This window comes from Exiguobacterium sp. MH3, assembly GCF_000496635.1.
Classification (GTDB): domain Bacteria; phylum Bacillota; class Bacilli; order Exiguobacteriales; family Exiguobacteriaceae; genus Exiguobacterium_A; species Exiguobacterium_A indicum.
Genome location: NC_022794.1, coordinates 1933795 through 1955081, shown reverse-complemented (window position 1 = coordinate 1955081; position 21287 = coordinate 1933795). Strand labels below are relative to the sequence as shown.

The 21287-nt window shown below is 43.2% G+C and carries 25 protein-coding genes and 1 pseudogene; all 26 read left to right on the top strand.

The window, feature by feature from the left end; all coding sequences use genetic code 11:
• Positions 1–12 precede the first annotated feature (12 nt).
• Positions 13–1787: pseudogene (gene topA, locus U719_RS10435) on the top strand (type I DNA topoisomerase); the annotation flags it as partial.
• The gene (locus tag U719_RS17125) at positions 1770–2108 is read left to right on the top strand and encodes a topoisomerase DNA-binding C4 zinc finger domain-containing protein (RefSeq protein ID WP_369792087.1); all 339 of its coding nucleotides are present in this window, start codon (positions 1770–1772) and stop codon (positions 2106–2108) included. The pseudogene topA and the gene U719_RS17125, both read left to right, overlap by 18 nt.
• Before the next feature lie 3 nt (positions 2109–2111).
• Positions 2112–3416 carry an FADH(2)-oxidizing methylenetetrahydrofolate--tRNA-(uracil(54)-C(5))-methyltransferase TrmFO gene (gene trmFO / locus U719_RS10430; protein ID WP_023468729.1) on the top strand — a complete coding sequence of 435 codons (1305 nt, stop codon included), beginning with the start codon at positions 2112–2114 and terminating at the stop codon, positions 3414–3416.
• Positions 3417–3588: 172 nt separating this feature from the next.
• On the top strand, positions 3589–4467 hold the full coding sequence (locus U719_RS10425; protein WP_023468728.1) for a tyrosine recombinase XerC: 879 nt from the start codon (positions 3589–3591) through the stop codon (positions 4465–4467).
• A gap of 14 nt (positions 4468–4481) precedes the next feature.
• On the top strand, positions 4482–5033 hold the full coding sequence (gene hslV, locus U719_RS10420; protein WP_023468727.1) for an ATP-dependent protease subunit HslV: 552 nt from the start codon (positions 4482–4484) through the stop codon (positions 5031–5033).
• Positions 5026–6399: an ATP-dependent protease ATPase subunit HslU gene (gene hslU / locus U719_RS10415; RefSeq protein WP_023468726.1), complete on the top strand. Its 1374-nt coding sequence runs from the start codon at positions 5026–5028 to the stop codon at positions 6397–6399. Before hslV ends, hslU begins: the two co-directional genes overlap by 8 nt.
• Positions 6400–6415: 16 nt before the next feature.
• Positions 6416–7195 carry a GTP-sensing pleiotropic transcriptional regulator CodY gene (gene codY / locus U719_RS10410; RefSeq protein ID WP_023468725.1) on the top strand — a complete coding sequence of 260 codons (780 nt, stop codon included), beginning with the start codon at positions 6416–6418 and terminating at the stop codon, positions 7193–7195.
• A gap of 604 nt (positions 7196–7799) precedes the next feature.
• Positions 7800–8162: a flagellar basal body rod protein FlgB gene (gene flgB / locus U719_RS10405; RefSeq protein WP_023468724.1), complete on the top strand. Its 363-nt coding sequence runs from the start codon at positions 7800–7802 to the stop codon at positions 8160–8162.
• 2 nt (positions 8163–8164) lie between these two features.
• Positions 8165–8563: a flagellar basal body rod protein FlgC gene (gene flgC, locus U719_RS10400; protein WP_023468723.1), complete on the top strand. Its 399-nt coding sequence runs from the start codon at positions 8165–8167 to the stop codon at positions 8561–8563.
• Positions 8564–8586: 23 nt separating this feature from the next.
• On the top strand, positions 8587–8874 hold the full coding sequence (gene fliE / locus U719_RS10395) for a flagellar hook-basal body complex protein FliE (RefSeq protein WP_035396905.1): 288 nt from the start codon (positions 8587–8589) through the stop codon (positions 8872–8874).
• 28 nt (positions 8875–8902) lie between these two features.
• Complete coding sequence (gene fliF, locus U719_RS10390; protein ID WP_023468721.1) at positions 8903–10474, top strand: flagellar basal-body MS-ring/collar protein FliF; 1572 nt, start codon at positions 8903–8905, stop codon at positions 10472–10474.
• A 4-nt stretch (positions 10475–10478) separates the two neighbouring features.
• Positions 10479–11486 carry a flagellar motor switch protein FliG gene (gene fliG / locus U719_RS10385; protein ID WP_023468720.1) on the top strand — a complete coding sequence of 336 codons (1008 nt, stop codon included), beginning with the start codon at positions 10479–10481 and terminating at the stop codon, positions 11484–11486.
• On the top strand, positions 11479–12204 hold the full coding sequence (locus U719_RS10380) for a FliH/SctL family protein (RefSeq protein WP_023468719.1): 726 nt from the start codon (positions 11479–11481) through the stop codon (positions 12202–12204). Before fliG ends, U719_RS10380 begins: the two co-directional genes overlap by 8 nt.
• On the top strand, positions 12197–13510 hold the full coding sequence (gene fliI, locus U719_RS10375; RefSeq protein WP_023468718.1) for a flagellar protein export ATPase FliI: 1314 nt from the start codon (positions 12197–12199) through the stop codon (positions 13508–13510). The genes U719_RS10380 and fliI overlap by 8 nt, the downstream gene beginning before the upstream one ends.
• 11 nt (positions 13511–13521) lie before the next feature.
• Positions 13522–13956 (top strand): flagellar export protein FliJ, encoded by a 435-nt coding sequence (locus U719_RS10370; protein WP_023468717.1) that lies wholly within the window; start codon positions 13522–13524, stop codon positions 13954–13956.
• Positions 13953–14504 (top strand): MotE family protein, encoded by a 552-nt coding sequence (locus U719_RS10365; protein WP_023468716.1) that lies wholly within the window; start codon positions 13953–13955, stop codon positions 14502–14504. Before U719_RS10370 ends, U719_RS10365 begins: the two co-directional genes overlap by 4 nt.
• Positions 14505–14514: 10 nt before the next feature.
• Positions 14515–15651: a flagellar hook-length control protein FliK gene (locus U719_RS16505; protein WP_023468715.1), complete on the top strand. Its 1137-nt coding sequence runs from the start codon at positions 14515–14517 to the stop codon at positions 15649–15651.
• Positions 15635–16090, top strand: a complete 456-nt coding sequence (flgD, locus tag U719_RS10355; RefSeq protein WP_023468714.1) for a flagellar hook assembly protein FlgD — start codon at positions 15635–15637, stop codon at positions 16088–16090. Before U719_RS16505 ends, flgD begins: the two co-directional genes overlap by 17 nt.
• A complete protein-coding gene (gene flgG, locus U719_RS10350) occupies positions 16090–16959 on the top strand; it encodes a flagellar basal body rod protein FlgG (protein ID WP_023468713.1) in 870 nt (289 codons plus the stop codon). Before flgD ends, flgG begins: the two co-directional genes overlap by 1 nt.
• A complete protein-coding gene (locus tag U719_RS10345; RefSeq protein ID WP_023468712.1) occupies positions 16956–17195 on the top strand; it encodes a flagellar FlbD family protein in 240 nt (79 codons plus the stop codon). Before flgG ends, U719_RS10345 begins: the two co-directional genes overlap by 4 nt.
• Positions 17167–17619 (top strand): flagellar basal body-associated FliL family protein, encoded by a 453-nt coding sequence (locus U719_RS10340; RefSeq protein WP_023468711.1) that lies wholly within the window; start codon positions 17167–17169, stop codon positions 17617–17619. The genes U719_RS10345 and U719_RS10340 overlap by 29 nt, the downstream gene beginning before the upstream one ends.
• 9 nt (positions 17620–17628) lie before the next feature.
• A complete protein-coding gene (fliM, locus tag U719_RS10335; protein ID WP_023468710.1) occupies positions 17629–18612 on the top strand; it encodes a flagellar motor switch protein FliM in 984 nt (327 codons plus the stop codon).
• A gap of 1 nt (position 18613) precedes the next feature.
• Positions 18614–19744, top strand: coding sequence for a flagellar motor switch phosphatase FliY (gene fliY / locus U719_RS10330; RefSeq protein ID WP_023468709.1), 1131 nt, complete (start codon positions 18614–18616; stop codon positions 19742–19744).
• Positions 19745–19758: 14 nt separating this feature from the next.
• Positions 19759–20124 carry a response regulator gene (locus U719_RS10325; protein WP_023468708.1) on the top strand — a complete coding sequence of 122 codons (366 nt, stop codon included), beginning with the start codon at positions 19759–19761 and terminating at the stop codon, positions 20122–20124.
• Positions 20121–20612, top strand: a complete 492-nt coding sequence (locus U719_RS10320) for a flagellar biosynthetic protein FliO (protein ID WP_023468707.1) — start codon at positions 20121–20123, stop codon at positions 20610–20612. The genes U719_RS10325 and U719_RS10320 overlap by 4 nt, the downstream gene beginning before the upstream one ends.
• Entirely contained in the window at positions 20609–21277 is a 669-nt protein-coding gene (fliP, locus tag U719_RS10315; RefSeq protein ID WP_023468706.1) for a flagellar type III secretion system pore protein FliP, read from the top strand. Before U719_RS10320 ends, fliP begins: the two co-directional genes overlap by 4 nt.
• Positions 21278–21287 lie beyond the last annotated feature (10 nt).

Sequence of the window (21287 nt, the reverse complement as noted above, 5' to 3'; positions counted from 1 at the left end):
GGAGCGATTGCAATGGCAAAATATCTAGTAATCGTCGAGTCACCCGCTAAGGCAAAAACCATTAAACGTTATCTCGGATCCAACTATACCGTGAAAGCGTCGATGGGCACGTCATTGACTTGCCGAAAAGCCAAATGGGAGTCGACGTCGAACATGACTATGAACCGAAATATATCACGATCCGTGGTAAAGGTCCGGTCTTAAAAGAACTCAAGACAGCTGCGAAAAAAGCACAAAAAATCTATCTCGCAGCCGACCCCGACCGTGAAGGGGAAGCGATCGCATGGCATTTAGCTAAAGCATTAGGCGTTGATGAATCAACGGAGTGCCGCGTCGTCTTCAATGAAATCACGAAAGATGCCATCAAGGATTCGTTCAAGCGACCACGCAAGCTCAACTATGATCTTGTCGATGCGCAGCAAGCCCGTCGTATCTTGGACCGCCTTGTTGGTTACAGCATGAGTCCGTTATTATGGAAAAAGATTAAAAAAGGGTTATCTGCGGGACGCGTTCAATCCGTTGCCGTCAAGATGATCATCGATCGTGAACAAGAAATCAATGCGTTCATGCCTGAAGAATACTGGACGATCAAACTCGAACTCGATGCAAACGGTGAAAAGCTCGAAGCGAACTTCTACGGAGTCGATGGCAAGAAGCGTGAACTTCATTCGCAAGAAGAAGTCGATCAAATCTTGAATCAACTCTCAGAAGACTTTACAGTTGATTCCGTCACGAAAAAAGAGCGGAAACGGAATCCGGCGTTACCGTTTACGACGAGTTCTTTGCAACAGGAAGCAGCACGTAAGCTGAACTTCCGAGCGAAGAAGACGATGATGATCGCACAACAGCTATACGAAGGAATCGAAATTGGAAAAGAAGGTACAGTCGGTTTGATCACGTATATGCGTACCGATTCGACACGGACGTCAGATTCGGCGAACCTAGAAGCACACGGGTTCATTGAGCAGGCGTACGGAAAAGAATACATCGCAAGCGAGAAACGTAAAGAAAAGAAATCAGCGAACTCACAAGACGCACACGAAGCGGTTCGTCCAACTTCGACGATGCGCGAGCCGCAACTCGTCAAATCGTATTTATCGCGTGATCAGTTCCGCTTATATAAACTAATTTGGGAACGGTTCGTCGCAAGCCAGATGGCGCCAGCGATTCTCGATACTGTCAAAATCGATCTCGTCTCGAACGACGTCACGTTCCGTGCGAACGGGTCGACCGTTAAATTCCCGGGCTTCATGAAGGTCTACATCGAAGATACGGACGATGAGGCGGTTTCAGACGTCAAGGAAGGACTACTTCCTCCACTCGATGAAGGGGAAGAGTTGAAACAATCAGCAATCGAACCGAAACAACACTTCACACAACCACCACCACGTTATACGGAAGCACGTCTTGTCCGGGCGATGGAAGAGCTCGGTATCGGTCGTCCGTCGACGTATGCGCCGACGCTCGATACGATTCAAAAGCGGGGTTACGTGACGCTTGAAGAGAAGAAATTCTTACCAACGGAACTCGGTGAACTCGTCATCGATATGATCAGCGACTATTTCCAAGAGTTCATCACTGTCCAGTTCACGGCAGACATGGAAGCTTTACTCGATGCGATCGAAAAAGGTGACATGCAGTGGACGGAAGTCGTCGATCCAATCTATAAGTCCTTTGCAAAGCGTCTGACACGAGCAGAAGCAGAAATCGAGAAGATTGAAATCAAAGATGAACCGGCTGGAGAAGATTGTGAAGTCTGTGGTCACCCGATGGTCATCAAGATGGGACGTTATGGCAAGTTCATGGCGTGCTCGAACTTCCCAGAGTGTCGTAATACGAAACCGATCCAAGTCGAGATCGGTGTGAAGTGTCCGACATGTGGAACGGGCGACATCGTCGAACGTCGTAGTAAAAAAGGACGTTTGTTCTACGGTTGTTCGAACTATCCGGAGTGTGAGTTCGTCTCATGGGATAAACCGGTCGAAGAACCATGTCCGGTATGTAGTAGTATGATGGTACAAAAGAAAATCAAGAACGGTGTGAAAGTAGAATGTACATCTTGTGGACATCATGAAACACGCATCGATCAGGAGCAAGAGGAGGAATGACCGTTGAAACGTGTAACGGTAATCGGCGCGGGACTTGCAGGTTCTGAAGCAGCATGGCAACTTGCAAAACGCGGCGTACAAGTAGATTTATATGAAATGCGGCCTGTCAAACAGACACCCGCGCACCATACAGACCAATTCGCTGAACTCGTCTGTTCGAACTCACTTCGAGCGAACCAGTTAACGAACGCAGTTGGTGTCTTAAAGGAAGAGATGCGTCAGCTCGATTCCTTGATCATGAAAGCAGCAGACTTAGCGAGCGTTCCAGCAGGTGGAGCACTTGCTGTCGATCGGCACGACTTCGCAGGATATGTGACGGAAACGTTGAAAAACCACCCGAACGTTACCGTCCATCATGAAGAAATCGAAGCGATTCCAGATGGTCCGACGATCGTCGCGACGGGTCCGTTGACGAGTGCGGCATTATCGGAATCACTTAAACAATTCACAGGTGAAGATTACCTATACTTCTTCGATGCAGCGGCACCGATTCTCGATGGAGACACGATCGATCGTGAGAAGGTTTACCTGAAATCACGATATGATAAAGGCGAAGCTGCCTACTTGAATTGTCCAATGACGGAAGAAGAATTCCAGCTCTTCTATGATGAGCTGATCAATGCGGAAGTCGTTCCATTGAAGGAATTTGAAAAAGAGATTTACTTCGAGGGCTGTATGCCATTTGAAGTTCTCGCTTCACGCGGACCGAAAACACTCTTGTTTGGACCGATGAAGCCAGTTGGACTTGAAGATCCGAAGACAGGCAAACGACCATATGCTGTCGTTCAATTGCGTCAGGATAACTCAGCTGGAACATTGTTCAACCTTGTCGGCTTCCAGACACATTTGAAATGGGGCGAACAAAAGCGGATCATTCGCTTGATTCCTGGTCTTGAGAATGCAGAAATCGTCCGTTATGGTGTCATGCACCGTAACACGTTCGTCAACTCACCGAATTTATTGAAACCAACGTATCAGACACGTACACGTGACGACTTGTTCTTTGCTGGTCAAATGACAGGTGTCGAAGGGTACGTCGAGTCAGCAGCGTCCGGTTTGACGGCAGGAATCAATGCGGCACGTCTCGTCAATGAGGCGGAACCGGTTACGTTCCCGCAGGAAACGATGATGGGTGCGATGTCGCACTATATCACGACGACGGAAGGGAAGAACTTCCAGCCAATGAATGCCAACTTCGGATTGGTACCAGCACTCGTCGGTCATCCGGTTCGGATGAAAAAACCTGAGAAGTATGCGCTCTACGCAGAGCGAGCACTTGAAGCAATCAAAGATTTCACGGATATGTGATTTTTGATGGGGAGAAAGGCGTGATTTAGCGCTCTTTCTCCCCATTTCTTAATTTGTCATAAAAGCGTGATAATTTCGTTAATTTTTCGGTTTTTGGTCTATTGTCAGACTACTTGGTCTGTGCTATGCTAAGGGCGATTCGAGAATGAAATGGTCAGAAGGGGGCGCATTCATGGGGATAGACACTGCTTTTGAGCGACTGCTAGAAGATTTCATGCGGTATGTTCATATTGAACGTCAATTATCTCCGAATACAGGTCGCTCTTATGATCAAACACTTCGACAATACGCCGCTTTTTGCCGCGATCATCAGTTACGATCGATTGAATTGGCAAGTGCACGGCGTTATTTGTATGCTCTTTACGATCAGGAGCTGGCGCGGGCGACGATTGCACAAAAAGTTTCCTGCCTCAAACAATTTGGTCGTTTTTTGACACGTGACACCGATGAGCCTAATCCCTTCGATGGATTAAAAGCACCAAAACGACAACAAGGACTTCCGACATTCCTCGTCCCAACGGAATATGAACGTTTCCTCGATGCCTTTCGATCGAGTGATACGCTTGGCAACCGGAATGTGGCGTTAGTAGAACTTTTATATGCGACGGGTATGCGGGTCAGCGAGGTCGTTCAACTGGATCTTCGTGATCTCGCGACTGATCACTCCTACGTCCATGTGTATGGAAAAGGTGGGAAGGAACGCATCGCACCAATCGGAACCTTTGCTAAAGATGCATTAGAACTGTACTTACCATCACGAGATCCAGTCGCAGGTCATGAGCAAGCGTTGTTCTTGTCTCATTCAGGGCGTCGATTGACGACGGATGCGATTCGGAAAATCATGAAAAAAGGGGAACAACTCGTTGGGAAACATGTGACACCACATGCGCTTCGTCATAGTTTCGCGACAGATTTACTGGAAAGAGGCGCCGATTTGCGAGCGGTCCAGGAGTTACTTGGACACGCATCGCTGTCGACGACCGGTCAGTATACACACGTAACGACGGAACGATTACGACATGTTTATCAACAAGCACATCCTCGTGCCTAAGGGAGGAAACATTGATGTTTCATGCAACGACGATTTTTGCGATTCAACATAACGGACAATCCGCGATGAGCGGAGACGGACAGGTGACTTTCGGAAACCAAGTCATCATGAAGAAAAGTGCGAAAAAAGTACGGCGCCTCTATGGTGGCAAAGTCATTGCCGGATTTGCTGGAAGTGTCGCGGACGCGTTCACACTCTTTGAAAAATTCGAAGCGAAGCTTGAAATGTATAACGGGAACTTACAACGGGCAGCAGTTGAGCTGGCGAAGGAATGGCGAGGCGATAAGATGTTGCGTCAACTTGAAGCACTCTTACTTGTCATGGATGGAACACATCTCTTACTTGTATCCGGAAACGGGGAAGTCATCGAACCGGATGACGGCATTCTCGCAATCGGTTCAGGTGGTAATTATGCGCTTGCAGCAGGTCGCGCGTTAGCTCGACATGCAAGTCATCTCACAGCAGAGGAGATCGCCCGCGCAGCGCTTGAGACGGCTGGTGAACTCTGTGTCTTTACGAACGATCAAATCATCCTAGAAACGATCGGAGGCAATGACCATGCATGAATTGACGCCAAGACAAATCGTCGAGAAGTTAAATGAACATGTCATCGGACAAGCGGATGCTAAACGTGCGGTGGCGATTGCTTTACGTAATCGGTACCGTCGACAATTACTCGATGCATCGATGCGGGATGAAGTCACACCGAAGAATATCCTGATGATCGGACCGACCGGAGTCGGAAAGACTGAAATTGCGCGACGCCTCGCGAAACTCGTCCGTGCGCCGTTCGTCAAGATTGAAGCGACGAAGTTCACGGAAGTAGGGTACGTCGGTCGTGATGTGGAGTCAATGGTGCGGGATCTCGTGGAAGCGTCTCTACGTCTTGTCAAAGATGAGAAAAAAGAAGCGCTCAAAGATCGAGCGGAAGCAGTGGCGAACGAACGAATCGTCGATGCGTTATCTGGTAAAAAAGCGTCATCTGGTCTCGGTGGTGGAACGAATCCGTTTGAGATGTTGTTTGGAGGGAACCAGAAGCAACAAGAGCCGGATACATCGGAAGCGACAGCCGACCGTTCGTTACTTCGTCAGCAATTACTGACAGGGCAACTTGAGGATCGCATGATTGAGGTCGATGTTGAAGAACGCCAAGTGGATTTATTCTCTGGGCAACAAGGCATGGAGGGACTCGCGAATCTTCAGGATATGCTCGGACAAGTCATGCCGAAGAAAACGAAGAAGCGTCAGCTCACAGTCAAGGAAGCACGACCAATCCTGACGGCGGAAGAAGCGGAGCGGTTGCTCGACTTGAACGAAGTCCATGACGAAGCGGTTCGTCGCGCAGAACAGATGGGGATCATCTTCGTCGATGAGATCGATAAGATCGCGACAAAAGGACATGATTCAGCTGGTGTTTCACGAGAGGGTGTTCAACGAGACATCTTACCGATCGTTGAAGGATCGACGATCGTTACGAAATATGGTCCAGTCAAGACGGATCACATCTTGTTCATCGCTGCGGGTGCATTCCATATGGCGAAACCATCTGATCTGATTCCTGAACTCCAAGGTCGTTTCCCAATTCGTGTCGAACTCGATAGTTTGACAGAAGATGACTTTGTTAAGATTTTAACTGAACCGAATCAAGCATTACTCAAACAATATAAAGCATTATTAGGGGCAGAGCACGTTCATGTCACCTTTACAGAAGAAGCCATTCGTGAAATCGCGCGGATTGCTGCACAGGTAAACGATGAGACGGATAATATTGGAGCACGACGCTTGTATACGATCATGGAGCGCGTCCTTGAAGAATTATCCTTCGAAGCAGCAGACATGCCGGAGACGGATGTGACGATCACGCCACAATACGTGACGGAACGAGTTGGAAAAGTAGCAGATGATCGAGACTTAAGTCAGTTCATCTTATAAAGTGGAGGAAGAAAAAATGAATTTATTGGCGAAAACGCGGAAGCTGAATACGATGTTACAACAAGAAGCGAGCACACATGTTGATTTCAAGGTCATGGCTGATCGACTCAGCGAAGTCATGGAATCGAACACATTCATCGTAAGTCGGCGCGGTAAGTTACTAGGTATCGCAATCAAGCAACAAATCGAAAATGACCGGGTCCGTGGTTTCTTAGAAGAACGTCAATTCCCGGAAGATTACACGAAAAAATTATTTAACGTCACGGAAACGACAGCAAACATTGCCATCGATAGTGAACATACGGCATTCCCAGTCGACAACCGTGATACGTTCGAAACGTCGAAAACGACGATCGTACCGATCATCGGTGGTGGCGAACGCCTTGGTACACTGGTTCTCGGTCGTATGGTGGAAGACTTCAACGAAGAAGACCTCGTGCTTGCAGAGTATGGTGCGACAGTCGTCGGGATGGAAATCCTTCGTGAGAAGGCACATGAGGCGGAAGATAAAGCACGGAAGAAAGCGGTCGTTCAGATGGCGATCAATTCGTTGTCTTATTCAGAACTTGAAGCGATTGAACATATCTTCGAAGAGCTGGAAGGAAATGAAGGACTACTCGTCGCTTCCAAGATTGCCGATCGCGTCGGTATCACGCGTTCTGTCATTGTCAACGCACTGCGTAAACTCGAAAGTGCAGGCGTCATCGAGTCGCGTTCACTTGGAATGAAAGGAACTTACATTAAAATTTTGAACGACAATTTCCTTTATGAGTTAGAGCGTATTAAATCGAACTAAAAAAATAATGAGATACAGCGTATTTTTCGTTAATCGTTTTTAACGTCTGTATTAGATAAGCGATTCTTCTTCAATGTGAGAAGAATCGCTTTTTTTGTTAAAGACGATTTCTTACAAACATCCATCAGGTGATAGAAGAAGCAATGCAGATCCACTCTTCTTTAAATGGTTATCGTAGAGTATCAATGAAAAATACCAAGAAAAGGGGTGGATAAAAAAGTTAAAAGAGAAGGAACTATTTTTATATTTATTCAAAGAAATTACAATTTGGTGTTTTTTTCATTCTGTATTAGATGTATAATCAATTCTGTTGCTCATGAATGAAATATTTTAAATCTTAGTTTAGACATTTTCTGTAAATCATAAATTAGTCCATTTTTATTAATTAAACTTTTTTCTATTCGTAGATGCATAGGTAATATTTATCATTTTTGAACAAAATGGTAATTAAAGGTGAAAAATGAACATCTCATTACCCTTTTTTTAAAATTTATCCTTTTCAAACATTGACCTATTTGTTTCAATTATTTCAGATATGTTACTAATGACTTACTAGTTTTAATATTCTTCAATTCCAAACTATTCATAGATGGAGGGCGGATAAATGGATTGGTTAGGTTCCGATTATTCTTTACTCACTAAAGCAGTCAATCGTACTGTAGATTCTCAAAAAGTAATATCTAAAAATATTGCGAATGTTGATACACCTGGATACAAAGCACAACGTTTAGTGTTTTCGGATGTACTAGACTCTCAAATGAAAATGAGTCTAAAGCGTCATGCTCAAATTGATGCGCAAGGTTCGATCGTTGAGCAATCGACTTCTATGCGTAACGATGGAAATGGTGTCGATATTGATTTTGAGATGTCTGAATTATCACGCAATCAAATCGAGTATGAGGCATTAGTAGAACAGCTGAATCGGAAATTTTCAGGAATCCAATCAGTAATTAGAGGAGGCAGATAAAAGTGAGTATGTTCGGTGGATTTCATACTTCTGCATCAGGGTTAACTGCACAACGTCTCCGGCTTGATACGGTTTCAGCAAATATTGCAAATGCTCAAACGACACGGGGAGAACTTGTAGATGGTCAATGGCAACCCTACGCTCGTAAATTAGCAGTACTTAAGGAAACGGCTAACGGTGTAACGGTTAGCGAACTTCGAAAAGATGAAGAGCCTTTTAAATTAGAATACAACCCAAGTCATCCGGATGCAGACGAGCTTGGATACGTCAAAATGCCGAATGTCGACATTTTAAAAGAAATGGTCGATATGATGGGCGCGACACGATCTTATGAAGCAAACGTGACAGCTCTTAACGCGACGAAAGCAATGCTTGTTAAAGCGATGGAGATCGGTAAGTAAGAATGAAGGGATGATGAATGACCATGGCAATTCAAGCAATTCAGGGATTACAACCCATTCTTCAAAATCAAATGACTCCTAAAACAACACCAAGTGACTTTAGCGAAGTGTTAAGTCAAGCAATGAATGGATTAAATGCGACACAAAGCGCTTCATCTCAAGCACGAGTAGATTTGGCGACGGGAAAGTCAACAGATCTACATAATATTATGATTAAAACAGAAGAAGCATCTCTCTCTATGCAACTCGCCATTGAGGTCCGTAATAAGGGCATCGAAGCATACCAAGAAATGATGCGTATGCAACTGTGAATGTTAAGGAAAGCGTGGGAGATGTTGAATGAACGAAGGATTAAAAGCAAGATGGAACACCATTAATACAACGTGGAAATCATGGTCACTCGCTAAAAAGGCGATGATTCTTGGAAGTATTATCGTCGTTTTAGCAGCGTTGATCGTCGCTATTCTCTGGTTATCTAAACCAACGATGACACCCCTTTATTCAAAATTATCACCACAAGAAGCCGGACAAGTGACGGAAAAACTAAACGAGGACGGTATTCAGTCTGAAGTTGTTAGTGAAGCTAATGGCGTGACCATTCTTGTTCCAGAGGCGAATGTTGAGAATTTGAAAGTCGAATTAGCAACAGCTGGTATTCCAAAGTCTGGTCAAATTGATTATTCCTTCTTTAGTGAAAACGCGGGTTTCGGAACGACGGATAAAGAAATGAACATCTTGGAACGCGACACGATGCAGACGGAACTCGAAAACTTGATTACACAAGTCAATGGAATCGAGTCAGCTAAAGTCATGATTACGCTCCCAGAAAAGAGTGTCTTTTTATCGGATGAGAAAGAATCTTCAACAGTATCGGTCGTATTGACCTCTAGCGCAGGTAGTAACTTGAATAATCAAACGGTTCAAGGTCTGTATCATTTGATCGCTAAAAGTATTCCAAATCTTAAAGAAGAAAACATTACGATCATGGATCAGTACTTCACGTACTATGAACCGGGCAATGCGACGCAGACAGCAGGTGGAACAGATCCGATGGCGCTTAAAAAAGCAACAGAGAACGATTTACGGAAACAGATCCAACAAATGCTTTCCGTTGTTCTTGGACCGCAAAAAGCACTCGTATCGGTCACAGCGGACGTAGATGTTACGAAACGTCAGGAAGAACAAAAATTAGTAGAACCAGTAGATCCAGATAAAATCGAAGGAATCGTCACATCTGCTGAAAAAGTAGCTGAAGCATACACTGGTGCAGCGAATCAAGGAACTGCTGGGACTGGCGAAAATGAAACAATCAATTTCCCGACAGGAAATGGTGAAGCTGGAGATACGAGTGAAAAAACACACGATATTATTAACTATGAAGTAAATCGAATCACGAAACAGATTTCTGGGGCACCATATGAAATTCGTGACTTAGGTATTCAAATCATTGTAGAACCACCAAAGGGTCAGACACAAATTGATCCGCAGTTACAAACGGACTTACAGACGATGATGTATTCTATCATTCGTACGTCCATTACAAAACAAGATGCTAAAACGACGTTAACAGATGCGGAACTGACAAATAAAGTAGTTGTCATGTCTCGACCATTTGCTAACACGACAACTAAACAGACCGCTACTTCAGAAACAATTCCGATGTGGGTTTGGTTTGCATTAGGTGCAGCAGCTTTAGTCATCATAGGCATGATTTTCTTCATGGTTCGTAAACGTAAAAAAGAAGAAGAGGAAAGCTTAGAGGAATGGACACCGATCGAAACAGAAATCCCTGAGTTATCGACTGAAGATAATAGCAATGAAGCACAAAAACGAAAACAACTAGAAAAATTAGCAGCGTCAAATCCAGACGAATTTGCAAAACTGCTTAGAACTTGGTTAGCGGAGGATTGATCCTATGAAGAAATTAGAGATGAATAGTCGTGAAAAGGCTGCCGTTCTAATGATTTCATTAGGTCCAGAAGTCGCGGCGAACGTATATAAGCATCTAAGTGAAGAAGAGATGGAATGGTTGACGTTACAAATCTCAAGCATGAAACGAATTGACCCTGAAGATAAAGCAGGTGTTCTGGATGAATTTCATGATTTAGCAATGGCACAGAACTATATCACGCAAGGTGGTATCGGTTTTGCGAAATCCGTATTAGAAAAAGCTGTTGGTGAAGAAAAGGCGATGGAATTGATTCATCGCCTCACATCAACACTTCAAGTACGTCCTTTCGAGTTTGCACGAAAAGCAGATTCAAAACAATTATTGAATTTTATTCAAAATGAACATCCGCAAACGATTGCTCTAGTCCTTGCTCATTTGGATCCAGCGAAGTCAGGACAAATCCTTTCTGAGCTTCCGGCAGAGGCACAGTCGGATGTAGCGAGACGAATTGCTACGATGGATCGAATGAATCCGGAAATCATTAGTGAAGTTGAGTTGATTTTAGAACGTAACCTGTCTCAAGCAGGAATGCAAGACTATGCTCAGTCAGGCGGGATTGAAGCAGTGGTTCAAGTGTTGAATGGTGTTGACCGAACGACAGAACGAACGATTTTGGATACGCTTGAAATTCAAGATCCTGAACTCGCTGAGGAAATTAAAAAGCGGATGTTCGTATTTGAGGATATTGTCACATTGGATGCACGTGCAATTCAACGTATCATTCGTGAAGTTTCAAATGAGGATCTTCTTTTAGCATTGAAAGTATCATCTGATGACGTCAAAGACATGGTGTATCGAAATATGTCTCAGCGGATGGTCGAGTCGTTCAAAGAAGATATGGAGTTCATGGGTCCTGTTCGATTACGCGATGTCGAAGAAGCACAAAGTCGAATTGTCGGTATCATTCGTCGTTTAGAAGATATGGGTGAGATCGTCGTCGCACGCGGTGGAGGAGATGATATCGTTGTCTAACGTCATTAAACGGCAGAGTGTCTTGTCTAAATCGCAGCGTTTGATTCATCAGCCAGTAGCATCGTCTGAAAACGTTGATCATGACAGTAATCTCGTTACGATTTCCTATGAAGAAGAATGGTTAGAACGTCAGAATCAATTGACACTTTTAGAAAAGCGTTTGATGGAAGAACACGAATCAAGACTAGCGCAATTGGAAGAAGAAAAGTTAAGAACCCTCGAGGCGGCAACGCTGCAAGGGTATGAAGCAGGGTTTGTTGAAGGACAATCAAGCGGCTTCGCAACATATGATAAGGCAATGTCTGACTTAAATGCGTTAAGTGAGAAATTAGAGCAACGTTTTCAAGAGAAACTTATGATGATGGAACATGATCTATGTGTAGCTGCTCTTCAAACGACACATTTATTTCTAGAAAATCTATTAGATTCCGATGAAGAGACATTGTATAAGATGATTCATAAACTATTGATTCAGTTTAGAGATCGCGAGAAATTATTTGTCTATGCATCGCCTCAAGATTTTGAACGCTTAGTCATGATGGAAGATAAGATTCAATCTATTCTCGGAGCGACAGTCAGTGTCCAACTCCGGTTAGATCCAGAATTGTCACCACGTGATTTTAGAATCGATTCTGAAAATGGAGCGATTACGGGTGGGTTACACTCCAGTTTTAAACATCTTGAGAAAAAGATTTTTGAGGTGTTGACGGATGTATAAAGTTCAACATTTGCAAGAAGCGATTCAAGACATTAAATTTGATGATCTGCTTCGACATTCAGGTAAAGTAGTCCAAGTTATTGGTTTGATGATCGAATCGAGAGGACCTACTGCTGTATCAATTGGAGAGCGCTGTTTTATTCAATTGAACGCACACCATGAAATTGAAGCAGAGGTCGTTGGCTTTAAAGAGGGGCATGTTCTACTTATGCCTTATGGTGAAACGACAGCAATCGCTCCAGGGTCCATCGTTGTTGCTTCAGGTAAACCGTTACACGTTCCTGTAGGCGAAGAGTTGATAGGTCAAGTGTTAGATGGACTAGGCAGACCATTAGACGGTGAAAACCTAGAGGATTTAAAAACAACATCCATTGTTAGAAAGCCACCAAGTCCGCTTAGTCGCCCACGTATTAGCGAAGTACTCTCAACTGGGATACGAGCAATTGATACGTTATTAACAGTAGGTGAAGGACAGCGTGTTGGGTTATTTGCAGGATCAGGCGTCGGAAAGTCCACACTTTTAGGAATGATTGCGAAACGGTCAACAGCGGATATCAACGTGATTGCTTTAATTGGAGAGCGTGGACGTGAAGTCAAAGAGTTTATCGAAGCGGAGTTAGGTGAGGAAGGAATGAGTCGGTCGATCATCGTTGTAGCAACGAGTGATCAATCGCCCCTTGTACGACTTAAAGGTGCTTACACTGCAACAGCGATTGCTGAGTACTTTCGGGATCAAGGGAAAAATGTCGTCCTGATGATGGACTCCGTTACACGATTTGCAATGGCACAACGTGAAATCGGACTAGCAACAGGTGAACCTCCCGCTTCAAAAGGATATACACCAAGTGTCTTTGCGCTACTCCCACAACTTTTGGAGCGAAGCGGTAAGACTGAAAAAGGCTCGATCACAGCATTCTATACCGTCTTGGTTGATGGGGATGATATGAATGAACCGATTGCAGATGCTGTACGCGGAATTTTGGATGGTCACTTTGTACTGGATCGGAATTTAGCGAACAAAGGACAATATCCTGCGATTCATGTATTACGCTCCATCAGTCGTGTCATGAATCAAATCACTTCAGAAGAGCATAAACAAAAGGCCATCGTTTTTCGTCAGCTTCTCTCTACTTATTTAGATGCGGAAGATTTGATTAACATTGGAGCGTATAAAAGCGGAACAAATCCAGAAATCGATCGGGCCATTCAAATCTATCCACAACTCATCGAATTTCTAAAACAGTCTGTCCATGAAGTGAGTGACTTAGATGCCGCAATTGAAAGACTATTTCAGATTATTCCATAAGGGGAGCGGACATGCGAACGATATATGAACGAATCATTCCGCTCGCTGAAGCGGAAAAGGATCGAGTCTCAAAAGAAACAGCTGAAAAAAAGATGCGTTATGAAGAGGAAATGCAGAAGCTGTATCAACTGTTAGTCCGGTACGAAACGTTTTTGAAAGAACAGGATCAAATCGGACGGATTGAGTTGGTTGATTCACAATATCGTGAAAGAGCCAGGGATGTAGTGAAGCAACAAATCGAGAGACAACAGTTGTTCGTCACGCAAGCTAAGAACGTTTATGAAAAAGCGCAATTGGCATTAAAAGAAGCCATGATCGAAGAGAAAAAATTCACCAAACTACAAGAAAATCATTTTATTGAAGTACGGCGAGAACTTGCAATAGTAGAACAAAATCAACTAGATGAGCTATCTCTTCTACATTTTAAAAGAGGTCAAACGATATGAGTGAACAAAAGACGTCAAAGCAGTGGATATTACCATTAGTGATCATCCCGTTTATCATCATCTTGCTGACAGCATACTTCGTGTTGAATTATGCGAACGGAAGACCATTATTATCTTTACCGTTCGATACAGAAAAAACAGCAAAATCTACTGCTACCTCTAATGACCAAGAGTTGGTCAAACGTTTAAAAGTAGCAAACAACGAAATTAAGAAATTACGCAATGAAAAAGAAGAACAAAAGCAAACGTTGCAAGTGAAAGAACAAGAAATCACGAAACTAATCTCAGAACGGGATCAGTTAAAAAAAGCATCAACTCCTGCTGCTTCAACTACTTCTACGAGTGAGAAGAAAACTAAGAAAACACCAGTATCTGATGTATATGCAGAAATGTCACCTAAAGAAGCGGCGTTAATCTTTAATGAACTCAGCCCAACTGAAGTGGTTTCGATCATTGAAAACATCGATGCAGAACAGCAAGCTGCAATCATTGCCAAAATGGATGCCAAAAAAGCAGCAGCATTAACTCAATTATTAGCTTCGGAATAGAGGTGAGATCATGAATATTTCAGATCTTCAAATGAATCCGGTACAAGGAACAGCGATAGGTACCGATGAGATGGGGAACGCAACAGATGCAACAGGTAAGTTTGCGACACTTTTACAATTTCTAACGAGCAATGAGTTGACTGTAAATCAAGGAATACCGGATGTATCACTAAAAGATTTGGAACGTGTAGATGTAGATGGAAAATCTGAAAAGGCTGTATTGCTTCAAAATATCCAGTCGCTTATGGATCATCCAGAAATGATTTTAGAAGTGCTGGAGCAACCTGAGGTCAGTAGCCTTCCAATTCATTCGGTGAAGCATCGAGAGATTGTTCAGATTTTAAAGGCGATTCAAGATGGAAATATCGAATCTGCTGTTCAGCTACTCGATCAATCATCCATCACTCCCGCTCAAATTAATGCGTTAATCGGAAATGTATTACAGAAACAGAATCAGCAATTGAAGCCAGAAGTAAATTCCGTGCAAAGTATTGGAACGGCTCCAGTAGAAGAAAACATGGAGAAGTTGATTTTACCCGTCAAAAATGAACTGATGTCGTCGAAAGAAAAGTTCATGGAAACGGGTCAGAATAAAATAGTGAATGTTATTCAGAAACAAAGTCAAGAGCCCTCCTCAGCACTGGAACAAGATATTAAAGCGAATACAGCAGCACCGGCAGTAAGTGTAAATCGAATGAATCATGCGCTCCTTTTCAATAGCGTGAATCGCACAGTTCCATTTTTACCGGTCGATGAGCAAATCATGAATCGAATCGAAGCGGCGTTAAAGCAAGCACCTTTTATAAACGGTAAAGATGGTTCTTCAAAAATCTCTATTCGTTTATATCCTGAACAGTTAGGTGAACTAGTCGTTCAAGTAGATCGAAAAGGAAATGAACTTACGATTAAGCTTTTCATGGCGAATGAGCAAACGAAGCAATTGATCGAACAACAACTCGGAAAACTACATACGACACTACATCAACAGAGTCCGGTTGTGAAAATCGAAACAGGTATCATTGCGACTGCTGCAAGAGAATTTGAACAAGGATTCTCTTCAGAACGACGTGAACAGGAAAAACAGGAATCTTCTTCACATCAGCAAGAAGAAGAGCGAGAGGAGGAAGAAGATGACGGAAGGGATTAAAAATGACGGTTCTTCGTTTCAGTTACCTGAAAAAAAGCAAACCGTATCCAACAACTCGATGGATAAAGATATGTTCATGAAAATTTTAATCGCCCAGTTATCGAACCAAGATCCAACAGCTCCGATGGAAGATAAAGAGTTCATTGCCCAAATGGCTCAGTTTTCTTCGTTAGAACAGATGCAATCGATTGGAAAAGGGATGGAAACGATGATCCTAAATCAGCATGCGGGTGCGTTGATGACGTACAGTAACCTGATTGGGAAAGATGTCAGTTATACACCGTCTGCTAACGCTGAGGATGAAACGTCTTCAACGGAAGAGACAGCAACTGTACTAAGTGTCAAACGAGATGGTGTGGATGTCATCGCTGAATTATCGAACGGTAAACGGGTCAGTGTGTATGACCTGACGCAAATCAAATCTAAGGAGGAAAAATAATGTTACGTTCAATGTATTCAGGAATCAGTGGGTTGAAAAACTTCCAAACGAAATTGGATGTCGTCGGTAATAACATCGCAAACGTCAATACATTCGGTTACAAAAAAGGGCGTGTTACGTTCAAGGATTTAGTTAACCAATCTGTCGGATCTGCTTCTGGTGCGGGTGGCGGCGTCGGGGGAACGAACCCGAAACAAGTCGGTCTTGGGGCATCGATGTCAACAGTCGATAACGTCTACAACCAAGGAGCACTTCAAAATACCGGTCGGACGCTTGACGTCGGGATTTCTGGTGAAGGATTCTATCAAGTCATGACAGCGGAAGGTATTCGCTATACGAGATCTGGAAACTTCTATACGGATTTAGACGGAAACATCGTTACTGGTGATGGAAACTACGTTGTTGGTACTGGAACAGCTGCTGTTCCAACAGGTCCTGTTCCTAATAACTTACCGAATGGTTCTGTTCCACCTGCAGCGCCGACTCCAGGTTATCAAAAATTAAAAATCCCTACTGATGCACGAAACTTATCGATTGGGAAAGATGGATTAGTCACTTATGTAAATAATACGGGTGCGCTAACTACGGTAGGGTATATTACATTAGCAAACTTCCCTAACCCAGGTGGTCTTGAAAAGTCTGGTGTAAATTTATTTGCTTCTTCTCAAAACTCTGGTGCAGCAGCAACCGGAACCCCTAGTACAAACGGTCTCGGTCAATTGACATCTGGAACACTCGAGATGTCAAACGTCGATTTGTCAGAAGAATTTACGGAAATGATCATTGCACAGCGCGGTTTCCAGGCAAACACACGAATCATTACAACGAGTGACCAAGTGTTAGAAGAACTCGTCAATCTGAAACGATGATTCAGTTAACGACGTTACGGAAAACACCATTAGTCATTAATGCCAGCTTGATTGAATCCATTCGTTCGACTCCTGATACGACGATTCACCTCATTGGTGGACAAACGTATGTCGTACAAGAATCGATGGAGGAAGTGACGGAGGCAGCAATTCAATTTTATCGTCAAATCGGATTGACCGGTTTGACGAGTGTAAGGAGGATCGATGATGGCGGAAGAAGAGAAAAAGAAAAGTAAGCTTAAATTACCATTGATCATGGTCATCGTTGCTCTCATGATGGTTGGAGCTGGGTACATGGTAATGAAATATTTGATTGCTCCAGATGAAACGAAAGCAAAAGTAGAACAGCCGACTGGAGAAGAGCTTGATGCACGTAGTCTTCAGACTGATGATTTGACGACGAACATCTCAGACGAACGTTTCTTGAATGTACAATTTACAATCGTAACCGATGACCAAAAAACACGGGATGATTTAGAATTACGTAAATTCCAAATTAACAATATCATTCTTGGGGATTTATCTACCATGAAAAAATCGGATTTGGATTCGAAAGCCGACATGGAGAAACTGGAAGAAAAATTACGTGTCCAGTTCAAAAAACTCATCCAAGAGGGTGATGTCCAACGTGTCTACACTACGAAAAAAATCATCCAGTGAGGTGGCAGCATGAGCGAAGTATTATCACAACATGAAATTGACGCCTTGCTATCAGCTATTTCAAGTGGAGATATGGAAGTTGAGGAAATCAGGAGTCAAGAAGAAGAGCGGCGCGTTAAGGTATATGATTTCAAACGTGCCCTTCGTTTCTCTAAAGACCAATTACGAAACTTAACGCGCATTCATGAGCAATTTGCTCGAGTGCTAACGACTCATTTTTCAGCTCAGTTAAGAACATATGTCCAGTTCACAGTGAATACAGTGGAACAACTGCCTTATGACGAATTCATTCATTCTATTCCAAATATGACATTAATCAATTTGGTCAACCTTCAACCATTAGACGGGAAAGTCATTTTCGAAGTGAATCCAAATATTGCGTATGCAATGTTAGATCGTCTGCTTGGTGGACCGGGCGAAGGAATGAACAAAATTGAGAACTTAACTGAAATTGAAACACGTATTTTGACGCAGCTGTTTAAACGAGCATTTGTGCAATATGGAGCGGCTTGGGAATCGATTACAGAATTAGAAGCTGAATACGATGATCTTGAGATCAATCCACAATTTCTCCAGCTCGTCTCTCCAAATGAAACGGTTATTCTTGTGTCCATTTATGTAACGGTCGGTGAAGTGAGTGGCACATTAAATGTATGTTTACCTTTCGTCACATTAGAACCGATTTTACCTAAACTATCCAGTCATTTTTGGATGCAACAAGATAAGCGTAAGTCAATCAATGATCAAGCGTCTGAACATATGCAGACTCAATTAATGAGTTCTGTCGTCGATTTGAAAGCAGTGCTTGGCCAGACGGATCTGTCGTTTGGTGAGTTGTTACACCTCGAAGTTGGCGACTGTCTATCCCTGAAGACACGTACATCTGATCCGGTTGAACTGTTCGTCGATGATCGTAAAATGTTCAAGGCGCGACCAGGTCTAAATGGGAAGCATCTCGCTTTACAAGTCATACAACGAATTGAGGAGGAATAACATGAGCGATATGCTTTCGCAAGATGAGATCGATGCTTTATTAAGAGGAACACCATCTGATTCTGATGATGCAAGCGATACCCAATCAAATGAAGAAGTTTTAGATGAGATGGAAATCGATGCGCTTGGAGAAGTAGGGAATATTTCATTAGGAAATTCAGCTACCGCTTTATCCGCATTGTTGAATCAAAAAGTAGAAATTACGACGCCACATGTTCGAATGATTACGATGGATGAATTAAGAAGTCGTTATCCCATTCCGCATGTTGCCTTACGCGTTGGATATACAGAAGGTTTTAAAGGTGAAAATGTCCTCATCTTAACACAACGGGATGCCTCCATTATTGCGAACTTAATGATGGGCGGAGATGGTGTCATTGATGAAACTGCTGAGATGGAGCCGATTGCGCTTTCAGCTGTACAAGAAGCAATGAACCAAATGATGGGAGCTGCCGCTACATCGATGTCCACGGTATTCTCCATGAGAATTGATATCTCACCTCCAGCTGTTGAAATTTTTGATTTTTCGCAAGAGAAAAGTATCGTAGATAGTTTCTCTCTTTGGGACAGTATGGTCATCATTGAGTTCGATTTGAAAATCGGGACATTGATTGATTCGAAAATCGTACAGTTGGCACCGCTCGAGTTTTCTAAACAACTCATTCAAAAGTTGTTCTTAGCGAGTACTGAAGTATCAAATGAGCCTTCACCGGCTCAACCTGCAGCACAAACTCAACCTAAACCGTCACCAGCCGTTGAAGCTTCTCCACCGCCAGCAAAACCTGCTCCAGTTCAGGAACAAGTAGTGAAAGAAAGTGTTGCTGTCAGTCCTGTCCAATTCGGTCAATTAAGTGATGCACAAGTAGACGGTACGCCGGCTAATATTGGGATGTTGTATGACGTACCGTTGAACGTCACGGTTGAACTAGGACGTACACGACGATCGGTTAGAGATATCCTAGAACTGACGCAAGGTTCCATCATTGAACTTGATAAATTAGCAGGTGAACCAGTAGATGTATTTGTAAACAACACGTTGATTGCAACCGGAGAAGTTGTAGTCATTGAAGAAAACTTCGGAGTACGCATTACAGAAATCGTAAATACAAAAGAACGTCTTCGGATGTTCTAAGGAGGAACTATAAAATGAGTGCAAAAGTATTAATCGTAGATGACGCTGCTTTCATGCGAATGATGATCAAGGAAATTTTATCGAAGAATGGCTACGATGTCGTTGGCGAAGCGGAGAATGGATTAGAGGCTGTTTCAAAGTATAAGGAATTAACACCAGATCTCGTCACACTCGATATCACGATGCCAGAAATGGACGGAATCTCTGCTTTAAAGGAAATTAAAGCAATTAATCCGGCTGCTAAAGTCATCATGTGTTCAGCAATGGGACAACAGTCAATGGTTATCGATGCTATTCAAGCAGGTGCTAAAGATTTCATCGTTAAACCGTTCCAAGCAGATCGTGTACTAGAAGCGGTTTCGAAAACTGTCTCGTCATGAAAAAAGTGACTTTGCTGATTTGTCTGCTGTTTTTGCTTTCGGTTCCCGTAAGTGCAGAAACAGTCGAAGAAAAATTAAATCCAACTCAGAACGATGCACCGGCGACTCAGCAAGTCGATGAGAGTCCTTCCATGGCGTTGACTATTTTTAAAGGAGTCGTCGTTCTTATCGTCTTGATCGGCGGATTCATCCTTGTGACACGATTCATTCACGAACGAACGCGAGGTGTCAGACATTCCGGACGATTGACCCATTTAGGTGGAGTACCACTCGGGAAAGATCGATCGGTTCAGTTAGTCAAGATACAAGATAAGATTTACGTCGTCGGTGTCGGTGAAAACGTACAATTATTAGATACATTGGATGATCTGGAAGGATATGAACCAACGGATTTTGAAGAGTCTTCCCCGAAATCCTCACCTTCGCCGTTTCTTGAGACGTTTAAACAACAACTCGAACAACTGCAAAAGAATCGAGGTCGCTCATGAATACGATTGAGAATCTGATATCACTTGATACTCCGTCAGGAACAGCGACATCGATTAAGCTACTTGTGTTACTGACGTTGTTATCACTTGCGCCGTCACTGCTCATTTTGATGACCTGCTTTACGCGTGTTGTCGTTGTGTTGTCTTTTGTCCGTTCTGCTCTTGGAACACAACAGACGCCACCAAACCAGCTCCTCGTTGGACTCGCTTTGTTCATTACATTATTCGTTATGTCGCCTGTTTTATCTGAATTAAACACGACGGCCTTAAAACCATATATGGCAGATAAAATCAGTCAAGATGAAGCGTTTGATAAAGCGGGAGATACGATGAAACGGTTCATGTCGAAACACACGCGAACAAACGATTTAGAGTTGTTTTTAAAGTACGGTAATTATGAAAAACCAGAAAAAATTGAAGATATTCCACTTGTCGCACTTGTTCCAGCTTATGCGATCAGTGAATTAAAAACGGCCTTTCAAATCGGGTTCATGATCTTCATACCTTTTCTTGTCATCGATATGGTCGTCTCAAGTGTCCTGATGTCGATGGGAATGATGATGTTGCCGCCGGTCATGATTGCGTTACCGTTTAAATTATTGTTATTTATTTTAGTTGACGGCTGGCACCTGATCGTTGAATCGTTGCTCGTCAGTATGCGTTAGGGAGGGATCC

Excerpts from the sequence above, each read along its gene's own strand:
- codY (WP_023468725.1), top strand. The coding sequence starts at position 6,416 with ATGAATTTATTGGCGAAAACGCGGAAGCTGAATACGATGTTACAACAA.
- fliE (WP_035396905.1), top strand. The coding sequence starts at position 8,587 with ATGGCAATTCAAGCAATTCAGGGATTACAACCCATTCTTCAAAATCAA.
- U719_RS10340 (WP_023468711.1), top strand. The coding sequence starts at position 17,167 with ATGGCGGAAGAAGAGAAAAAGAAAAGTAAGCTTAAATTACCATTGATC.
- U719_RS10345 (WP_023468712.1), top strand. The coding sequence starts at position 16,956 with ATGATTCAGTTAACGACGTTACGGAAAACACCATTAGTCATTAATGCC.
- flgG (WP_023468713.1), top strand. The coding sequence starts at position 16,090 with ATGTTACGTTCAATGTATTCAGGAATCAGTGGGTTGAAAAACTTCCAA.
- U719_RS10425 (WP_023468728.1), top strand. The coding sequence starts at position 3,589 with ATGGGGATAGACACTGCTTTTGAGCGACTGCTAGAAGATTTCATGCGG.
- hslU (WP_023468726.1), top strand. The coding sequence starts at position 5,026 with ATGCATGAATTGACGCCAAGACAAATCGTCGAGAAGTTAAATGAACAT.
- fliG (WP_023468720.1), top strand. The coding sequence starts at position 10,479 with ATGAAGAAATTAGAGATGAATAGTCGTGAAAAGGCTGCCGTTCTAATG.
- U719_RS16505 (WP_023468715.1), top strand. The coding sequence starts at position 14,515 with ATGAATATTTCAGATCTTCAAATGAATCCGGTACAAGGAACAGCGATA.
- fliP (WP_023468706.1), top strand. The coding sequence starts at position 20,609 with ATGAATACGATTGAGAATCTGATATCACTTGATACTCCGTCAGGAACA.
- U719_RS10325 (WP_023468708.1), top strand. The coding sequence starts at position 19,759 with ATGAGTGCAAAAGTATTAATCGTAGATGACGCTGCTTTCATGCGAATG.
- hslV (WP_023468727.1), top strand. The coding sequence starts at position 4,482 with ATGTTTCATGCAACGACGATTTTTGCGATTCAACATAACGGACAATCC.
- fliI (WP_023468718.1), top strand. The coding sequence starts at position 12,197 with ATGTATAAAGTTCAACATTTGCAAGAAGCGATTCAAGACATTAAATTT.
- U719_RS10365 (WP_023468716.1), top strand. The coding sequence starts at position 13,953 with ATGAGTGAACAAAAGACGTCAAAGCAGTGGATATTACCATTAGTGATC.
- U719_RS10370 (WP_023468717.1), top strand. The coding sequence starts at position 13,522 with ATGCGAACGATATATGAACGAATCATTCCGCTCGCTGAAGCGGAAAAG.
- fliY (WP_023468709.1), top strand. The coding sequence starts at position 18,614 with ATGAGCGATATGCTTTCGCAAGATGAGATCGATGCTTTATTAAGAGGA.
- U719_RS10320 (WP_023468707.1), top strand. The coding sequence starts at position 20,121 with ATGAAAAAAGTGACTTTGCTGATTTGTCTGCTGTTTTTGCTTTCGGTT.
- U719_RS17125 (WP_369792087.1), top strand. The coding sequence starts at position 1,770 with ATGGTCATCAAGATGGGACGTTATGGCAAGTTCATGGCGTGCTCGAAC.
- fliF (WP_023468721.1), top strand. The coding sequence starts at position 8,903 with ATGAACGAAGGATTAAAAGCAAGATGGAACACCATTAATACAACGTGG.
- fliM (WP_023468710.1), top strand. The coding sequence starts at position 17,629 with ATGAGCGAAGTATTATCACAACATGAAATTGACGCCTTGCTATCAGCT.
- flgD (WP_023468714.1), top strand. The coding sequence starts at position 15,635 with ATGACGGAAGGGATTAAAAATGACGGTTCTTCGTTTCAGTTACCTGAA.
- flgB (WP_023468724.1), top strand. The coding sequence starts at position 7,800 with ATGGATTGGTTAGGTTCCGATTATTCTTTACTCACTAAAGCAGTCAAT.